The organism is Capnocytophaga bilenii (assembly GCF_017565765.1).
Taxonomy (GTDB): Bacteria; Bacteroidota; Bacteroidia; order Flavobacteriales; family Flavobacteriaceae; genus Capnocytophaga; species Capnocytophaga bilenii.
Genome location: NZ_JAGDYP010000008.1, coordinates 20,337 through 35,812, shown reverse-complemented (window position 1 = coordinate 35,812; position 15,476 = coordinate 20,337). Strand labels below are relative to the sequence as shown.

12 protein-coding genes and 1 pseudogene are annotated in these 15,476 nt (G+C 38.2%); 11 read left to right on the top strand and 2 right to left on the bottom strand.

Annotated features, from left to right (window positions below):
• Positions 1-258 precede the first annotated feature (258 nt).
• The 8 genes from J4N46_RS10105 to J4N46_RS10070 all read left to right on the top strand — a co-directional run bounded on the left by J4N46_RS10105 (position 259) and on the right by J4N46_RS10070 (position 10,873).
• Positions 259-1,773: an HAL/PAL/TAL family ammonia-lyase gene (locus J4N46_RS10105; protein WP_208059186.1), complete on the top strand. Its 1,515-nt coding sequence runs from the start codon at positions 259-261 to the stop codon at positions 1,771-1,773.
• A gap of 47 nt (positions 1,774-1,820) precedes the next feature.
• Complete coding sequence (locus J4N46_RS10100) at positions 1,821-3,389, top strand: sialidase family protein (protein WP_208059185.1); 1,569 nt, start codon at positions 1,821-1,823, stop codon at positions 3,387-3,389.
• A 100-nt stretch (positions 3,390-3,489) separates the two neighbouring features.
• Positions 3,490-4,959, top strand: a complete 1,470-nt coding sequence (gene guaB, locus J4N46_RS10095) for an IMP dehydrogenase (RefSeq protein WP_009416735.1) — start codon at positions 3,490-3,492, stop codon at positions 4,957-4,959.
• Positions 4,960-5,202: 243 nt separating this feature from the next.
• Positions 5,203-6,519 carry a DUF389 domain-containing protein gene (locus J4N46_RS10090; RefSeq protein WP_208059184.1) on the top strand — a complete coding sequence of 439 codons (1,317 nt, stop codon included), beginning with the start codon at positions 5,203-5,205 and terminating at the stop codon, positions 6,517-6,519.
• A 620-nt stretch (positions 6,520-7,139) separates the two neighbouring features.
• Positions 7,140-8,132 (top strand): leucine-rich repeat domain-containing protein, encoded by a 993-nt coding sequence (locus J4N46_RS10085; protein ID WP_208059183.1) that lies wholly within the window; start codon positions 7,140-7,142, stop codon positions 8,130-8,132.
• A 14-nt stretch (positions 8,133-8,146) separates the two neighbouring features.
• Positions 8,147-9,085: a type I restriction endonuclease gene (locus J4N46_RS10080; protein WP_208059182.1), complete on the top strand. Its 939-nt coding sequence runs from the start codon at positions 8,147-8,149 to the stop codon at positions 9,083-9,085.
• Between the two features lie 163 nt (positions 9,086-9,248).
• Positions 9,249-10,313, top strand: a complete 1,065-nt coding sequence (locus J4N46_RS10075; protein ID WP_208059181.1) for a Fic family protein — start codon at positions 9,249-9,251, stop codon at positions 10,311-10,313.
• 95 nt (positions 10,314-10,408) lie between these two features.
• A complete protein-coding gene (locus J4N46_RS10070; RefSeq protein WP_208059180.1) occupies positions 10,409-10,873 on the top strand; it encodes a DUF302 domain-containing protein in 465 nt (154 codons plus the stop codon).
• A 101-nt stretch (positions 10,874-10,974) separates the two neighbouring features.
• Here the strand turns inward: J4N46_RS10070 and J4N46_RS10065 are convergent, their stop codons facing one another.
• Entirely contained in the window at positions 10,975-11,814 is an 840-nt protein-coding gene (locus J4N46_RS10065; RefSeq protein WP_208059179.1) for a CPBP family intramembrane glutamic endopeptidase, read from the bottom strand.
• An 84-nt stretch (positions 11,815-11,898) separates the two neighbouring features.
• On the opposite strand from J4N46_RS10065, the gene J4N46_RS10060 reads away from it, so the two are divergent.
• The 3 genes and pseudogenes from J4N46_RS10060 (at position 11,899) to J4N46_RS10050 (ending at position 14,808) form a co-directional block, all read left to right on the top strand.
• A complete protein-coding gene (locus J4N46_RS10060) occupies positions 11,899-12,555 on the top strand; it encodes a helix-turn-helix transcriptional regulator (RefSeq protein ID WP_208059178.1) in 657 nt (218 codons plus the stop codon).
• 180 nt (positions 12,556-12,735) lie between these two features.
• The gene (locus J4N46_RS10055; RefSeq protein WP_208059177.1) at positions 12,736-13,806 is read left to right on the top strand and encodes a hypothetical protein; all 1,071 of its coding nucleotides are present in this window, start codon (positions 12,736-12,738) and stop codon (positions 13,804-13,806) included.
• 151 nt (positions 13,807-13,957) lie between these two features.
• Positions 13,958-14,808, top strand: a pseudogene (locus tag J4N46_RS10050) (AraC family transcriptional regulator).
• On the opposite strand, the gene J4N46_RS10045 reads toward J4N46_RS10050, so the two are convergent.
• Complete coding sequence (locus tag J4N46_RS10045; protein ID WP_236013940.1) at positions 14,776-15,408, bottom strand: KilA-N domain-containing protein; 633 nt, start codon at positions 15,406-15,408, stop codon at positions 14,776-14,778. The pseudogene J4N46_RS10050 and the gene J4N46_RS10045 sit on opposite strands and share 33 nt — an antisense overlap.
• Between the last annotated feature and the right edge of the window lie 68 nt (positions 15,409-15,476).

The window sequence follows — 15,476 nt, the reverse complement described above, 5'->3', positions numbered from 1 at the left end:
TGTTTTTTAATTTTAATAGCGGGCAAAGATACAATATTTTTTTGAATTATAGCTGTTTTTACCAAAAAGTTTTATATTGTTTAATCATAATTCAAAAAAACAATGTTTATCCTTCGTAACATACTCGGCTGCGCCAGCTCGCCGACTTTCCTTCGCTTAACCTTCGCTCAACCTATAGCTAAAAAATAATCATTAAACGTTAATCATTAAACATTATTTTACTATCTTTGCCCTCAAATTATTTTTTAAAATAGTATTATGAGAAATTATAAAGATTTTATATCGATTGTTTTTGATAAAAAGCAGGTGCATATACCTTCTGAAGATAAGAAAAACATAACTGAAAGCTACGATTTTCTGAAAAGTTTTGCCCAAAATAAAATTATTTATGGTGTAAATACGGGATTTGGGCCTATGGCACAATATCGTATTGCTGAAGAAGACCAGCTACAATTGCAATATAACCTCATTCGTAGTCATTCTGCTGGTAGTGGTGATTATTTTGATGAAGAAACGGTACGTGCCGCTATATTATGTAGGCTCAATAGTCTGTCTTTAGGTAAATCGGGGGTGCATATAGAAGCAATACAGCTGATGTGCGACCTGCTTAATCATCAAATTACGCCTTTAATTTTTAAACACGGTGGGGTAGGGGCAAGTGGTGATTTGGTGCAATTGGCGCATCTTGCCTTAGTACTCATAGGCGAAGGTGAGGTTTTTTACCAAGGCAAACGGCGCCCTACAGCTGATGTTTTTGCCCAAGTGGGGCTTAAACCTCTACAGATACATTTGCGTGAGGGGCTTTCTTTGATGAACGGTACTTCGGTGATGACGGGCTTGGCAGGTGTGAATTTACATTACGCTCACAAGCTATTGCTATGGGCAGTGAAGTTTAGCACTGCTATCAATGAGTTGGTACAAAGTTATGACGATCATTTTTCTGCAGAGCTAAACAATGCTAAACAACATAACGGACAGAAAGAAATTGCTAACTTGATGCGTACCTTTTTGACTGATAGTAAGCGTACTCGTAAGCGCGCCGATCACCTTTATACGGGAGAACACCAAGAAACAGTTTTTAAAGAAAAAGTACAAGAATATTACTCATTGCGCTGTGTGCCACAGATATTGGGAGCAGTATACGACACTATTGCCCATACCCAACGCATAGTAGAAGAGGAGCTAAATTCGGCAAACGATAACCCTATAATAGATGTTCCCTCGCAACAAGTATATCATGGAGGAAACTTTCACGGCGACTATATATCGCTTGAAATGGACAAGCTGAAAATAGTGATTACACGTATTACAATGCTTGCTGAACGCCAACTGAACTATCTTTTGAACCCTAAAATTAATGAACTATTACCTCCTTTTGTGAATGCAGGTAAATTAGGTTTTAACTTTGGTATGCAAGGGGTGCAATTTACGGCGACTTCTACTACTGCTGAAAACCAAACTCTATCTAATCCAATGTATGTGCATAGTATTCCTAACAATAATGATAATCAGGATATTGTAAGTATGGGAACCAATGCTGCTACGCTTACTCATAAGGTAATAAACAATGCTTTTGAGGTATTAGCTATTGAAGCTATTACTATTGCACAAGCTATTGATATACTAGGATGTTACGATGAGCTTTCGGCAACTACACGAGCTTGGTATGACCTATTGCGCCAGCAAGTACCTTTCTTGAAAGACGATAAGGTAATGTATCCTTACTTGGAAAAAACAAAAACAATGTTGCGAGCTGCACAAGTACAATCTTAACGACTAAACACTAACAACTAAGGACTAATTTTATAACAACAAATACAATGAAGAGACTATTAATTTTATTGAGTATTGGCTTGGTAGCTATGGGCTATGGGCAGCAGAAGATGAAATTTAGTCAGCCGCAAATGCCGCTGGCTACAGACAAAGAGAATGTGCTAACTACCTTTGTTTTGCCTATTGAAAAGGGGACAACACTGCAACAGCTTACCCTTTCGTTTAAATCGAAAAAGCGATTGCTAGATTTGGCACAAGTAGCGGTGTATGTAGGAACCCGCGATAAAAAGGAAAATGCTACTTTATTTGCCAAAACACAAAAGCTATCACACAAAGTAGTGCTGAAAGGGGATTACAAACTTTTAGCAAAAGATAGCTTACACGTTTGGATTACAGCGCATACTATAGCAAAGCCCGAATTGCTAAACAAGGTGCTGCTCACTGGCGTAGAAGCTAAAACTTCGGCTACTAATTTTAGGCTTCGCAATACGAGCAAAGAAGGGCAACGTTTTGCTATTACTTTGCGAAAACCGAAGCAAGACGGGGTAGCGTGTTATCGCATACCGGGTTTGGTTACGACACCTAAAGGTACGCTTATCGCTATTTACGACAACCGGTATAACAATTGTAAAGATTTGCAAGAGGATATCAATATAGGAATGAGCCGTAGCACTGATGGTGGACACACGTGGGAACCAATGAAAGAGATTGTGGATATGGGACGCTGGGGTAACTTGCCCGAAGAGCTGAATGGTGTGGGCGATGCTGCGGTGCTGGTAGATGAACAAAAAAATACTATATGGGTAATATGCCTATGGCAACACGGCTTGGATACTAAAACCTATAGCTGGTGGGGGTCTAAACAAGGATTATCACCTGAAGAAACAGGGCAGTTATTGGTAGTGAAAAGCGAAGATGACGGACTAACGTGGAGCAAGCCGGTAAACATTACTAGCCAAGTAAAAAGACCAGAATGGCGCTTGTTTTTTCAAGGTCCGGGAAGTGGTATTATGATGAAAGATGGTACTTTGGTATTTGCGGGTCAGTTTAAAGATGAAAACCAAGTGCCTCATTCTACTATTATTTACAGCAAAGACCACGGAGCTACTTGGCAGGTAGGTACAGGGGCTAAAACACATACTACCGAAGCACAAGTAGTAGAGCTTGAAGATGGTAGCCTAATGCTAAATATGCGCGATGATAGAAATAGAACTAACTATGAGCTATCGGACGATTATCACGGCAGGTCGGTAGCTATTACTACAGATATGGGCGCTACTTGGAAAGAACACCCTACTTCGCGCTTAGGCTTGGTAGAGCCTAATTGTATGGCAAGCATTATTCGTTACAGAGGCAAAGGGGGTAAACCTTATTTGTTATTTTCTAATCCGGCAAATGCCACTCAGCGCACCGACTTGAGTATTAAGGTGAGCGATGACGAAGGCAAGAGCTGGGATAAACTGCCACAAACAGTGCTTTACGAAGCTGCGGGCTTGGGCTATTCTTGCCTTACGGTAGTAGATAAGAAGACGATAGCGATACTTTATGAAGGAGCTGATGGGGAGCTTTATTTTCAGAAAATACCTGTGAAACAGCTTCTTAAAAAGAGAAAATAAAGTATTATGAAAATTAAAAAAACGTTATATTGCAAAAAAGATTTGTTTTATAAATAAAAAGTAAGTAATTTTGCGGCAACTAAATTCTCTTTTTAAAAAAATGGACTTCCAAAATAAGATAATTACAGAAGGACTCACCTATGATGATGTGCTTCTGATACCCAATTATTCAGAGGTATTGCCTCGTGAGGTAGCAATAACTACTCGTTTTACTCGTAATATTACACTAAATGTGCCTATTATATCGGCAGCTATGGATACGGTTACCGAAGCAGCTATGGCTATAGCAATGGCACGCGAAGGGGGTATAGGTGTGCTTCATAAAAATATGACAATTGAGGAGCAGGCAAAGCAAATAAGGAAAGTAAAGCGTGCTGAAAGTGGTATGATTATAGACCCTGTAACGCTCTCGCTTGATGCCAAAGTAGCTGATGCTAAACGTTGTATGAAAGAAAATAGCATAGGAGGTATCCCGATAGTAGATGCTGATGGCACGCTTAAAGGAATTGTAACAAACCGAGATTTGCGATTTGAACAAGATGGAGCTCGCCCGATAGTGGAAGTGATGACCTCTAAGAACTTGGTGATAGCCAATGAGGGTACTTCAATGAAAGAGGCTGAAAAAATATTACAACGCAGCAAAGTAGAGAAACTTCCTGTTGTAGATAAAAACTACAAACTGATAGGGCTTATTACCTTCCGCGATATTGCTAATTTGCAAGAGAAATCGATGTCTAACAAAGATAGCTATGGTCGTTTGCGCGTGGCTGCGGCTTTGGGGGTTACAGCAGATGTAGTAGAGCGTTCGTCAGCTTTAGTGCAAGCAGGAGTGGATGCTGTAGTGATTGATACAGCACACGGACATACCAAAGGAGTGGTACAAGCACTTAAAGCCGTGAAGAGTCAGCACCCTGATTTGGATGTAGTAGTAGGTAATATAGCTACAGCCGAAGCGGCTCTTTATCTTGCAGAGAGTGGTGCTGATGCGGTGAAAGTGGGTATAGGACCTGGCTCTATATGCACAACTAGAGTAGTAGCAGGGGTAGGTTTTCCGCAGTTTTCGGCAGTACTGAATGTAGCTGCCGCACTGAAAGGTAAAGGCGTGCCTGTGATAGCTGATGGAGGTATTCGCTATACAGGTGATATAGTGAAAGCAATTGCAGCAGGTGCTGATAGTGTGATGCTTGGTTCGTTGTTGGCAGGCACTAAAGAATCACCAGGTGAAACAATTATTTTTGAAGGAAGAAAATACAAATCATACCGAGGTATGGGCTCGGTAGAGGCTATGAACCAAGGTAGTAAAGACCGCTATTTTCAAGATGTGGAAGATGATATCAAGAAATTAGTGCCTGAAGGTATTGTGGGGCGTGTGGCTTATAAGGGTGAATTACAAGAAAGTATGCACCAATTTATAGGTGGACTGCGAGCTGGTATGGGATATTGTGGTGCTAAAGATATTGCTACTCTTAAGGAAGTAAGCAGGTTTGTACGCATTACAACTAGTGGTATAGCAGAGAGTCATCCGCATAATATAACGATTACTAAAGAAGCTCCTAATTACTCACGATAGTGGTTGGTTATTATAGAATAGTCGTTAAGATACTATAAATTAGCCAATGTGTTGATTAGCTAAAGCTGATACACACATTGGCTAATTATTTGTTATAACGCTTTGGAATTGGAAACTACTATTAATAGTAATGAGATGTAATTTTACTGATATATTGGCTGATTAATAATTTATTATTATCTTTGCATTCAGATAAAAATATTATTTATAAGAGCTAACATCTAAACACTAATATTTAACATTATGAGTTTCTTAAAAAATCTACTTAATCTGCACCAAGGCGAAGAGAAAAAAGAAAAAGTAATAGAAGATATTCTTAGCAATATCTCTTTTCGCGGTTCCAATCTATGGGTTTTGGCTTGTGCTATTCTTATTGCATCTATCGGACTAAACGTCAATTCTACAGCTGTTATCATCGGGGCGATGCTTATCTCTCCGCTTATGGGGCCTATTGTGGGGGCAGGCTTTGCATTAGCTACCTACGATTTTGACTTATTGAAAAAAACAGGACGCAGTTTGCTTATCGCTACGGTAGTGAGCCTTATAGTATCGTTTATCTACTTTTATATCAGTCCGTTTAAGGATGTGCAGTCAGAGCTTTTGGCTCGTACCTCGCCTACTATTTACGATGTGCTCATCGCTTTTGTGGGTGGGTTGGTAGGTGCTATCTCCCTAACCCGAGAAGACAAAGGGAACCCTATACCAGGGGTGGCCATCGCTACTGCTTTGATGCCTCCGCTCTGTACAGCAGGCTTTGGCTTGGCAACGGGTAATTTTAGTTATTTTTTAGGTGCTTTTTACCTCTATAGTATTAACTGTTTCTTTATTGGTATTGCTACTTTTCTCATTATTAAATACCTGAAATACACCCCTAAGAATACAGGTAATGAGGCACTTAACAAGCGTTTGCGCGTGGTTATCACTACACTAGTAATCCTCATCGTCACTCCCAGCCTCTATTTAGCTTATAGTCTTTTAGAAGAGAAGAAATTCCACGAGAATGTGGCACACTATATCACTGCTGAGTTTGAAAATAGCGGTTATACTATCATTTATAAGAAAATACGCTACAATACGAACCCTAAAAGCATTGAATTAGCGTTTTTGGATAAGAAATTTAGCGATGAAGAGCTGAAAACACTGCAAAGCAACCTTAAAAACTTCAATCTACTCAATACAAAGCTTATTGTACGACAAAAAGAATCGGAAATAGACAAAGAAATACTATCGGAAATCAACAAAAACAAGTCGTCGCTCTCTAGTAAAGATGTGATGATAAAGAACCTAACTGACGAACTGGAAAAATACAAGCCTACTGATGCTACTTTTGCTAAAGAAATGCAGGTATTATTCCCAAGCATAGACGATTTTTATTTTGGCAAGCTGAACCACTTGTCTAATAAAGATTCTCTACAAACGGCTACTGTACTGCTCTACACCCTGAAAAAAGATACTATAAAGGGCAAAGAAGTAGCTAAAGAAATAGATGCCGCGCGATTGCAACAATGGCTTGCTGAGAAATTTGGCGAGAAGAAAGTGATTTGCCGATTAGCAAATTAGGTCGTAGCACGACAAGCAATAACAAAACTCCTCGTGGTGCGAGCCGCACAGGCAGTAACCACGGGGAGTTTTTTTGCTAATTATTACTATCTTCGTAGTTTGAAAAACGGAACCGTTACAAGTTGTAACAGTTTGAAATTAGAAGCTGCTGACGGCAAAATACGTCTTACGAATGATTATCTTGGTATAGTTATGTGGATTAATGATTGCAGACAAATCATAAAGGTTGAGTAGTATTTTTTTAATAATTTTATTTCTCACCCCTTGCATATTATAAAAAAATCATTACCTTTGCAGTGAATTTAAAAACTCATTTAAACACTATTTAAAAGAAACAGAAAAAACAACTACATAAAGACATAAATTAGCGTTTCGCTTTACAATTTTCCTCCTTATAGAAAACGACCATTTTTTAGTACTAGGAAAAGTGAAGTGGAAATGCCTACGTTATAAGCGTGGGCATTCCTTTTTACTTTAGTACAAAGCCTTTGGTCGGGCTCTATAAGGAAAGTAGTAAGGAATGTGCCCGCGTTTTTTTATGTACTTATGTGAACGATAAGGCGGAAACCGAAAAGCCTGTAAAAGAGTAGGAATGACAAACTAATTTTTTTAACAAACAAATGAAAAAAGTAATTTTAATAGCAGTAACAGTGCTGGTTGCACTGACTGTTAGCAATTGCGGGAAAGGAACTGAAAAAGTAATTGAACGTGTAGAAGTTCAGAAGGGTAGTCAAATTCTTTCAGGGAATGGTATTCCAGCAACTTCGTTAGGAAGTATAGGCGACTATTATCTCAACAAAACTACAATAGAACTCTACGGGCCTAAAACAAGTGAAGGCTGGGGAAATGCCATAGGATTAAAAGGAACTCAGGGTGAAAAAGGAAAAGATGGTACTAATGGTAGCAACGGAAGTAATGGTTCTAATGGAGCAAACGGTTCTAACGGAAAAGATGGGGCAACTATTTTATCAGGTACTACAGCTCCTACTACTTCACTAGGAAAAGTAGGTGATTGGTACATTGACACCCAAAACAAACGTCTATACGGACCTAAAGCAGAAAGTGGTTGGGGTAATGGAATTAGCTTGATAAGTGGTGCTACACAAAAAACTGATTTTTTACTAAGTGACGATAGTACAATACTCTTGCAATGGAGAAATAAAAATTCTACAAGTATTGATATGACAGCTATCCCTGAATTGGCTAATGTTACTAAAATAGGAAACAGAGCTTTTTATGGTTGTGAAGATTTATCTTCAATTAAACTTACTGAAAAAATAACTACTATAGGGCATTCAGCATTTGAAAATAGTAGTATAGAAGAAATTCGTTTCCCTAAAAATGTTATTTCAATTGGTCGTAGTGTTTTTGAAGATACAAATATTAAAAATATTTACATAGAAGCTACTACTCCTCCTATACTTTACAATGGAAAATATAGCACTAATCCTTATTTGGGAAAGATAAATTTACAGAATGTGTATGTTCCTGCAAGTAGTTTAAACGTTTATAAGAATAATGTTCAATGGAAGAAACTTACTGATATAACAAAATATGATCATAATACTCATCAAGAAGTAGTAATAGGAACTATACTAAAAACATTGCCTTAATTAAATAAAAAACTATGAATAAATGGAATGACTTGTGCTTTATAGTAAGCACACATCAAAAAAAGAATACTAAAGAAAATATTCTTCAAATAGAGATTGAAAGTTTCTTGGAGAAGTTGGGCTGGTCAAGAAGACAAGGAGAAATCGTTACTCAAAAGCATATCAGTGTAGGGAGTAATCAAACACTAATCCCTGATATTACTATAGAGAGCAATAACAAAGTTCTTTTTGTAGTAGAGCTAAAACACCCTAATGAATCTGTTGAAAAACATAAGAAACAACTTATCTCTTATATGCGACAGCTAAAACTTCGCTTTGGGGTGCTTTTGGGGGATAAATTCCAATTGTACTATGACGACACTACAGAAGACGGCACAGAAGCTCAAAAAGTATTTGAGGCTGCATTCACAGAGAATAATCCAGAAGCTGAAGAACTACTATCTCTACTTACTAAAGAGCAGTTTGGAAAGGATAAACTTCTTGTCTTTGCCCAAAAACAATTGGAGAAAATACAAGAAAGTGAAGTTATGGATGAAATCCGAGAGTATGTGGAGGAACAGCTTTCTCATTTGCAAGATAAACTATACAAAGAACTACAAGAGGAATATGATTCTAAACTTGTAAAAAAAGTGTTTGAGCATTTGGATATTGCTATCTCACCCATTGCTGTTGAAGAAGTATCTTTAAACAACCTTGACAATACTTCTGTTGAGAAACTGCCTATTGAGTTTGTTCCTAATGATTTAGAAGCTTTTAAAAAATTACTTTTACAGAAAAAAGTAGCAAAAGTAGAGTGGCACTATAACAACGGAAAAGTAGAACACAAAACTTGGAAAGCATCACGGTTTAAACAAAAATCTTCTTTGTTAGGCAATGTTTATTCACGCCCTGAAGCTAAAAATGGCAAATGGAAAGAATTAGGACTTGCAAAAGTAGTCTACAAAATTGACTAATCTAATCTCTTGATAATACTCCCCATGTGGTATGGTACCTCACGGGGAGTTTTTTCAAAAGCTACAAATTTAGTAGGCTAAGTAAAAAATAATATGTACTTTTGCACATTATACCGTTTAAAGGTAGCCACAGGCTACCTTTGAGTGCAAAAAAGAATACATTATGAATAAAATAACTCATCTGTATCAGCAGTGGAAAGCTTTACAGCCCCTTAGTAAGCGTAAGGAATATTTACTCTCTCAGCGTTTTACTGTAGATTACAACTACAACAGTAACCATATAGAGGGAAATACACTCACTTATGGGCAAACGGAATTGCTGTTGCTCTTTGGAAAAGTAAGTGGTGAAGGAAATATGAAGGACTTTATGGATATGAAAGCCAGTGAGGCAAGTATACAAATGCTTAAAGAAGAGCTTTCTGAACGCAAACCTCTTACTCAACATTTTATCCGTTTGCTACACCAAACCTTATTAAGAGAAGACTATACTGTATACCAAACTTTGCCTGATGGTACTATTAGCAGCTATATAATCCACGCTGGGAGTTATAAAACACGTCCTAATAGTGTGATTACCCGTTATGGCGACCGCTTTGAGTATGCTTCTCCTCAAGAAACTCCTGCCCTGATGACCGACCTTGTAGATTGGTATAACGAGGCTGAGACAGCAGGAAAGCTCTCTGCAGTAGAATTAGCTACTTTATTTCATTATCGCTATATTCGCATACATCCGTTTGAAGATGGTAACGGACGCATAGCACGACTGATGGTCAATTATATTTTAGCTCGCCACGGTTTGCCAATGCTTGTAGTGAGGCATCGCTACAAACAGCAATATTTAGATGCACTCCATCAAGCCGATGTAAGAGTAGGGCTAAGTCCGTCAGAAGGTGCGCAAGCTACTTTGGCGCAAATAGCTCCTTTCTCAGTCTTTTTTAGAAAGTTAGTTGCTACAGAATTGCAGTATATTATAGACTTTGCTACAGAGACCTCTGCTAAGGTATGGTGGTATGACGGACAGCGCATTGTCTTTCGCAGTCCATCAACTGCTATACTGCTTACAGCTATTGAAGAAAACCCGATGATTACTATTGAGCAATTAGCACAAAAGGCAGGTATAACTACCGCAGCAGTAAAGAAACAATTGCAGCAAATGACCCTCAAAGGGTATATACAACGCAAAGAAACTGATGGCTCATTGCGTATCTTTGCTACTACCTCAGTATAATTAGCAAGAGAGCGTTCAGTATGGCAGAAGGAAACTCACTACAAACAGAATGAACTTACCCTTACTTTCTTTGAAAAACATTTATAATAAACTATATGAAACACTTAATTATCTTGTTATTATTCCCGTTCTTAGCAGCGGCACAACCTATTATTAGTTGTACAGATGTAATAAAACCTTATGCTGACTTTGAGAGTCCATTAGCTTTTGAAGAGACTGTGGTAGCCCTTCAAAAAGAGCTAAATAGTAGGGGCATTACCATTTTTGCTACTATTGAACACCACAAAGCGGCTGAGGCAGTAGGCGAAAGTATGCAGCCCGCCACCGTGCTTATAGTAGGCAACCCCAAAGTAGGAACTGCCCTAATGCAGGAAAACCCTCGGTTGGCTATTGAACTCCCTTTGAAAATCCTCATCTATGAGGAGGAAAAAACAGTAAATATACGCTATGAGAAAATTGCTGCCATCGCCGAAAAATACCATATAAAGCAAAACTTCAGCACAGCAGAGAAAATAGATGCAGCAATGCTACAACTGATAAAATCGTCAATTAGCAAATGAGAAAATTAGAGAATTAGCAAATTAGAGAATAAAACTCCCCGTGGTGCAAACTGCCTATGCGGCTCGCATCACGGGGAGTTTTTTTACTATTATTGAGTCTCTCAGGCTATTCTGATTTTGCGCAACCATAAACCTACACCGAGATACAGCAGACAAGGAATAATACCTGAAACGGGCGAAATGAGTATCTCTCTACCTGTTTCAATGAGAATATGCTTATCGTATATCAAACTGTTAATGACAGTATCCTCAATAGCGTGCATCCACACCCCAGCCCATATCGACTTGGTAAGGCGAAAAAGTTCCGTATACATCACCGTCCACGAGGTGCAGCACACTAATGCCATTACGCAAAAAGTAACCTTATCATAAGGGAATACGGCAAATAGCTGTTCTGGCTTTAGAAAATAAAAGAAGTAAGGCCAATGCCACGAGCACCATACTACCCCTACGATGAGATAGAGCCACACATCCTTAATCTTCAAACTGAGCAAACGAGCCGTAAGATAGCCCCGCCACGCCGATTCTTCAAAGAAATTCTTTATAATTTCGGCTAACACAAAAATACCAAAGCCCGCAAGATAGTCCGTCCAACGAATTTGTACTTTTAGCCAGCCCAAAAGCTCCCCTATAAGCAGGGTAACGGAAATCACCGCAGGGTAAATAAGGGTTGCCAGCCCATACCAACGTAGATTTTTTTTGATAAGCGGACGCAACCCTGCATCGCTCCAACCATCACCCATAAAGGCGCGCAACAAGAGCCAAGTAAGCATTGGAGCAACGATAAAAATACCCATTCCGCTAGTACCATTGCTAGTATCGCTAAAATCACCTGTAGTTTCGCCCGTAAGAGCATCTACCCATACGCCTATCCAGCCACAACTGAGAGCTATAAGAATAAAAATACATAAATTTCTAATGGTTCGTGCTTGATTCTTCATCTTTTAAAAATATTTGATTAAATTTGGCGCAAAATTACGGCGGCGCGCATCACTATACAATACTGAATTATAACCATTTTGAAAATGACAGCTGATAAAAGCATAGAGGAAGTAGCACAGGAATACATTCCGCAGATAAAATTTTTAGAAAAAGCAGGGAGTTTTGCGGTGTTTCTATCAGATAGATTTGGGCATTACTATTACGTAACCGAATATGTAACTGAAGATATTGAAGCACCTCAAGAGCTCAATATTGAGAAGTTAGTACACCCCGATGATTTAGAGGTGGTAAGACGAATTGATAAAAAAGTATGGGAGTTTTTGGATACCCTGCCCGAAGAAGAAAAGTTAGCTTACAAATACATCTATGAAATGAGAGTGCTAGATAGAGGGAAGTATGTACGAATGATTTACCAAATGCGCATATTGGCATTCAAAGACGATAATTTTCTTGGAATGGGTATGATAGACCTCGCCCCCGAACAATCGGCAAGCACTTCTGTCCGCTTTCAGATAAAAAACTGCCTTACCGATGAGATTGTACCTTTTGCTATCGAAAGTGCTACCGATGCCCTGCTCACTCCGCGCGAAAGAGAGATACTCGCCCTTGCTAAAGAGGGAATGTTCAGCAAAGAAATATCGGAGAAATTGAACATCAGCATACATACCGTAAACCGCCATCGGCAGAATATCCTTGAAAAACTACAAGTAGATAATATTATTGAAGCAATAAGGTCGTAGCACGGCAAGCTATAAATAAAATTCACTCGGACTTACCTCTAAATTTTGCTGTACAAAAAAAACACTCATTTTATCTATTGATTAAAATTAATTTTGTACTTTTGTTGTGAATTTAAGGAAATGAGATTCTCTTTACTTAGATTCTTGTGTGTCTATATTTATTAACTAAATGGTTTTGTTATGAAAAAAGTAATAAAAAAAGTACTACTTACTATCCTTGTTATTTTCTTACTCTTAACCGTATTGCCCATTGCGTATTTCTTTATTTATGGGTTCTTCCTACGTGGTAATATTAGTGAAGAAAAAGTAAATTACCTTAAAGCTAATAGCATAATATTACCGCCAGAATGCACTATCTCCGATACAACATTATTTGCAGAGGTTAATACGCCTACCGTATTTATGTTTGGTGAGATTCACGGATTTACCAAGACACAGCTTTTTGACGCTCAACTCTTGATGTACTTGAACAAAAAGTTTGGAGTTACTGATTATTTTAATGAATTTTTTACCGAAGATGCTGAACTTCTAAATCAATACCTAAATGCTGACACTCCCGATGAAACGTTATTGAAACAACACTTCAACAATCTTAAAGAGAATATTCCGCAGCGCCAAACGCAGGAGTACCTTGAGAAATGGAAGATACTTTACAACTATAACCAAACACTCCCAAAGGATCAAAAAATACGAGTTTATGGACTTTTAGGTAAACAAGAAGCCTTTAAGCATAATCGTGATAGTGTTATGACGAGTAATTTTGATTTAACTATCAAGCAGTTAGATAGTATAAGTCATACAAAAAGAAACTATTATTGCTCTTTGGGTAGTGGACATATCTATCAGGAAAAATACAATGGAAAAAAATGTTTTGCTGCTCTTCTAAAACAGAAAAATTATACAGTGATTTCTGTAATGCATCGTCCTTTGGATTCAGAAATGTATCTCCCAAAAGGTTTGGGTATGCCAACAAGCCCTAACGAGATGATTTCTTGGGCAAACTGTGATGGGCCTATCTTCTATTTCCCAAATGCAGGAAATTTCAAAGAAGCCTCTGAAAATCCTTCAATAGTGCTTTACAAGCTCAACAGTAAAGATTCTCCTTATGCACACTGTCAAGATGTTATTGGTTTCAAATCACCTATTAGTTTCCTTATGGGAAAGATAACGCCTGAGGAGAGTAAATATACAACTGATTATTTTCAATATGTTTTAGTAACCAGAGGCTGGAAAGGTCCAGAATTACCATAGTAAGCTCCTGTAGCTACAAAAATAAACTCCCTATGTGATACATACACGCGGGGAGCTTTTTTTATTGGCTAATTTTTGAAAATAAGCAAGATAGGAAAAGTCTTTTCAGCAAAACTGCCTTACCTTTGCCCTTGTAAATCAGTAACTCAATATGAAAAACATTACTTACAACGATTACGTTCAACGCATCAATAAGGTAGTTGCTTACATCAACAATCATTTAGATAAGACTTTAGACCTAAAAAAACTCGCTAATGAGGCGGCTTTACAGACTTTCATTTTCACCGTATCTTCAAAGCCCTAAAAGGTGAAGCTATTGGAGGGTATATCACTCGTCTTAGGTTAGAAGCTACTGCCCGCTTGCTGCGGTACACCGCTCTGACAATAGAAGAAATAGCCTTTAATATAGGCTATGAAACCCCTGCTTCGCTCTCTAAAGCCTTTAAGAAACAATACGGCATCAGCCCTACTGAGTATAGAACAAACAAAGACACCTACATAATGAAAAAAGAAATCATCAATCCTGATTTGGCTCTAAAAGCCCCAAAAACAGTAATATTAGAGCCTAAAAACCTTATTTATATAGCCCTTACTGGTGCTTACGGAAGTTTAGACTACGGAAAGGCTTATGAGCAACTATGGGCTGTTATTAAGGCTCAAAAACTCTTCACCAAAGGGATAGAATCTATATGCATATCGTATGACGACCCGAAAATCATTGAAGGCTCTTTGCAACGCTCTGATGTATGTTTGGCTATCCACAAGTCCGCCACCCCACAAGAAGAAGTTAGTTGCAAAACCTTAGCAGGAGGTAAATATGCTGTTTTCTTCTATCAAGGCAGTTACGAAAACCTTTCTCAGGTGTATGATACAGCCGTACGCTGGGTGATAGACCACCAGTACACACTACGCGAAGAGCCTTTCTTTGAAAAATACCTCAACGATGCGCGCCGTACCCCTAAAGAAAAGCTAAAAACAGGGATTTATATTCCTATTAATTAACTGATTAGCTAATAAGACGATAAAACTCCCCGTGTTGCCAGCCGAACAGGCAGTAACACGGGGAGTTTTATTCTCTAACGAATAAGCTTTACTTGGTGTGCTATTAAAGTTTTCATTTGGGTAATAGCGGTTTTGTTGAGTTCGAGCAAACGGTCGGCTTGTGAAAGATCTTGCCTCATCGCGGATATTTCCTTCTTTATTGGGGTGTGTATCTCGCCATTCTATGGAAATCCAAGAGGCAAACTCTATAGCTATATCTTTATGAGCAAAAGTTCCTCCATAACGCCCTGCCTTAGAGACAATACCTATAGCATTAGTAGCTTCTATCCAGCGTTTAGGTGTCAATACGAAACTATTAAGTCCTGCTTGTTTTCTAACCCCCTCGAATTCGAGGGGTTTAAAATTAGGATTGTAAAGAATCTCCCAAAAACCTAATAATTCAACTGTATTTCGGTTTCTTAACCAATTTTGTATAATAGCATCTGTATGCTCTACTTCTTTATAACGTGCTATATCAGTGAGTGATATATAATCATTATTCTCTCTTTCATAAAAGGTAATAGCTACTCCTTGTACATTTATCTTTTTATTCTTCGTCATAATAGAAAAGTTTTGAAAGCACAAAGATAGGAGAAAATTTGAAAAACTACTCTTCTCTGTAATAATTA

Excerpts from the sequence above, each read along its gene's own strand:
- J4N46_RS10105 (WP_208059186.1), top strand. The coding sequence starts at position 259 with ATGAGAAATTATAAAGATTTTATATCGATTGTTTTTGATAAAAAGCAG.
- J4N46_RS10100 (WP_208059185.1), top strand. The coding sequence starts at position 1,821 with ATGAAGAGACTATTAATTTTATTGAGTATTGGCTTGGTAGCTATGGGC.
- guaB (WP_009416735.1), top strand. The coding sequence starts at position 3,490 with ATGGACTTCCAAAATAAGATAATTACAGAAGGACTCACCTATGATGAT.
- J4N46_RS10090 (WP_208059184.1), top strand. The coding sequence starts at position 5,203 with ATGAGTTTCTTAAAAAATCTACTTAATCTGCACCAAGGCGAAGAGAAA.
- J4N46_RS10085 (WP_208059183.1), top strand. The coding sequence starts at position 7,140 with ATGAAAAAAGTAATTTTAATAGCAGTAACAGTGCTGGTTGCACTGACT.
- J4N46_RS10080 (WP_208059182.1), top strand. The coding sequence starts at position 8,147 with ATGAATAAATGGAATGACTTGTGCTTTATAGTAAGCACACATCAAAAA.
- J4N46_RS10075 (WP_208059181.1), top strand. The coding sequence starts at position 9,249 with ATGAATAAAATAACTCATCTGTATCAGCAGTGGAAAGCTTTACAGCCC.
- J4N46_RS10070 (WP_208059180.1), top strand. The coding sequence starts at position 10,409 with ATGAAACACTTAATTATCTTGTTATTATTCCCGTTCTTAGCAGCGGCA.
- J4N46_RS10065 (WP_208059179.1), bottom strand. The coding sequence starts at position 11,814 with ATGAAGAATCAAGCACGAACCATTAGAAATTTATGTATTTTTATTCTT.
- J4N46_RS10060 (WP_208059178.1), top strand. The coding sequence starts at position 11,899 with ATGACAGCTGATAAAAGCATAGAGGAAGTAGCACAGGAATACATTCCG.
- J4N46_RS10055 (WP_208059177.1), top strand. The coding sequence starts at position 12,736 with ATGAAAAAAGTAATAAAAAAAGTACTACTTACTATCCTTGTTATTTTC.
- J4N46_RS10045 (WP_236013940.1), bottom strand. The coding sequence starts at position 15,408 with ATGACGAAGAATAAAAAGATAAATGTACAAGGAGTAGCTATTACCTTT.